The following is a 2,371-nucleotide window of genomic DNA, read 5'->3' on the forward strand; positions in this document are numbered from 1 at the left end:
GTCGGCGAGGAAGGTGTCGAGATGCGTGCAATCGCCGAGGCGCTTGGCCGGGGCCTGAAATTGCCGGTCGTTTCCATCGCGCCGGAAAAGGCGGCGGAGCATTTCGGCTGGATGGCGATGTTCGCGCCGATGGATCTGCCGGCCTCCAGCGCACTGACCCAGGCACGGCTGGGCTGGCACCCGACCGGCCCGACGCTGATCGCCGATCTCGACGCCATGCGATACGCCGATTGACGGGCTGAAACCTCGGCGCTGAAGCGGACGATATAGGGTCGGTAATCTCAGTCAGATTGCCGACCCTTTTTGTACGAGCGCATCATCCAGGAGTAACTGCGTAGCGCAGATGGACGAGCCCATGCGCCAGCGCCGCGCAGCTCTTCAGAGACAATTGCGTCTTGCCCGCCAGGCCGCTCTCGCCGAACTCGACGAAGGCCTGGTTTGCTGCGCGCCCATCAATGGCAGGCGCCACGAGAAGGCTCAGCTCATCGACAAGCCCGGCCGCGAGGAAGGAGCCGTTGATGCCGGCGCCGCCCTCGAGCAGCAGCCTTCGGATGCCGAGTTCACGTCCGAGCGCCTCGAGCATCGCGGCGAGATCCATGTCCGCCGTTTCCGCGACGATATAGGAAACGCCGTCGGCGGTAAGTTCTGCCAGATGGCTGTCGGCCACGGCATGCCCGAGCAGCACCACGACATGATCGCCGCCGATGTCCGGTTTGGAAAAGTGAAGCTTGCCCGAGGCATCGAGCGCCACGGCATAGCTGCCCGCACCCATTTGCGCGAAATGATAGGGCCGGTCGACCTTGCCGGCTTTGGCCGGCGGATGCGCGCCGGCCTTGCTCATCTCGGCCATGGTGACACGCCCGACGATCCAGCCGTCAGCCGCGAGGTCGTTGTGGATGTGCTCATAGAGGCTTGACCACTCGGCCCGGCTGCCGTCGGGGCTGTTGGTGTAGCGGCTGGGGTGGAGGCTGCCGTCAAGGGATGCCAGCATATGGCAGATGATTTGCGGCTTCATGCGGTTTCTCATGTCAGGGGTTTTGAAAGCTCAGGCTCAGTCCAAGGTAGCGCTGGGCCGAAAGAATGGAAGCAGCGAACAGGTTATTGGCCCGGCCACGCACTCTTATGCCTTATGCGGATATCGCGACAATCCAAACCCGCGCCGTAACCCTTTGTTTTCTTGCGGGGCGTATCCACAAGGGCCGCGTCGCCTGTGGCCGACGCACCAATGGACGCGTGAAGCATGGGTTCACCCTGGTCCGAATTGCTGGCCAATCTCGCCGTCGTAGCGATGTTCGTTTCCGTCTGGATCCACACCCATGTGTGGCTGGACCGCAGGGCGGCTTTGACGCGGGCGACGGCTTTCGGCCTACTGATGGGGGCCGGCGCCGTCATCCTGATGCTGACGCCGATGCAGTTGCAGCCCGGCCTCTTCGTCGATCTGCGCGGCACGATGATCGCACTGGCGGGCTTCTTCGGCGGTCCCGTGGCCTGTGTCATCGCTGGGCTGGCCGCCGTCGCGTTCCGTTTCCATGAAGGCGGTATCGGCGTGTTCGCCGGCGCCATGGGGATCGCCATCGCCACCTTGATCGGTATTGCCGGCCATCTCGCCCTGCGCGGCCGCGCGCCCGGCCGGGTCGACATCCTGATCCTGGCCGCAACGGCCGCCGCCGGCTCGCCGCTCGGCCTGCTCGCCCTGCCACGGGAGATCATGCAGACGGTGCTGCCGCAAGTGGCGCTGCCGACGTCGCTGCTGATCTTTCTTTCGATCATGCTGTCGGGACTTGCGCTCTACCAGGAACGCCGCCGCATCGAGGCACTGCAATCGCGGCGCATCTACAAGGCGGTCGTCGAGGCTCTGCCCGATTGCCTCAATGTCAAGGATCTGGAGGGCCGGTTTATCGCCGCAAATCCGGCTACCGCAAGGCTGATGCGCGCCGTGGATGCCAAGGCGCTGATCGGCAAGACCGATTTCGATTTCTATCCGCAGGAAACAGCCCGGAAATTCCACGAGGACGAGCTCGCCATTCTCGCGGGCGGCGTACCCTCCACCATCGAGCAGCGCCTTCATCACGAAGACGGACCCGACGGTTGGCTGTCGACGCTGAAAGCGCCGTTCCGGGATCACAGCGGAACCATCGTCGGGCTGATCACGCACAATCGCGACATCACCACGCGCAAGCAACTGGAGGACGAACTGGCTGAAAGCCGTGTCCGGCTGGCGGACGCCTTGACGCATATGGCCGACGGCCTGGTGATGTTCGACGGGGATGGCAAACTGGTGCTCGGCAATGCCCAATACATTGCCATGTTTCCACAGACAGCCGACATCCGGATACCCGGTGCCGATTATCGCGATATCCTGCGCATCTCG

The 2,371-nt window shown here is 63.8% G+C and carries 2 protein-coding genes and 1 pseudogene; 2 read left to right on the forward strand and 1 reads right to left on the reverse strand.

The window, feature by feature from the left end; genetic code table 11:
* A pseudogene (locus tag EN935_RS31475) lies at positions 1-234 on the forward strand (NAD-dependent dehydratase); the annotation flags it as partial.
* An 82-nt stretch (positions 235-316) separates the two neighbouring features.
* Here EN935_RS31475 and EN935_RS31480 read toward each other — a convergent pair.
* The gene (locus EN935_RS31480) at positions 317-1,015 is read right to left on the reverse strand and encodes a RibD family protein (RefSeq protein WP_127266097.1); all 699 of its coding nucleotides are present in this window, start codon (positions 1,013-1,015) and stop codon (positions 317-319) included.
* Positions 1,016-1,240: 225 nt separating this feature from the next.
* Here EN935_RS31480 and EN935_RS31485 point away from each other — a divergent pair.
* A partial coding sequence (locus tag EN935_RS31485) for a PAS domain-containing protein (RefSeq protein WP_127373989.1) occupies positions 1,241-2,371 on the forward strand: 1,131 nt, incomplete at its 3' end.

The sequence above is a fragment of the Mesorhizobium sp. M7D.F.Ca.US.004.03.1.1 genome (genome assembly GCF_003998635.1).
In the GTDB taxonomy this organism is placed as follows: Bacteria; Pseudomonadota; Alphaproteobacteria; order Rhizobiales; family Rhizobiaceae; genus Mesorhizobium; species Mesorhizobium loti.

Excerpts from the sequence above, each read along its gene's own strand:
- EN935_RS31480 (WP_127266097.1), bottom strand. The coding sequence starts at position 1,015 with ATGAAGCCGCAAATCATCTGCCATATGCTGGCATCCCTTGACGGCAGC.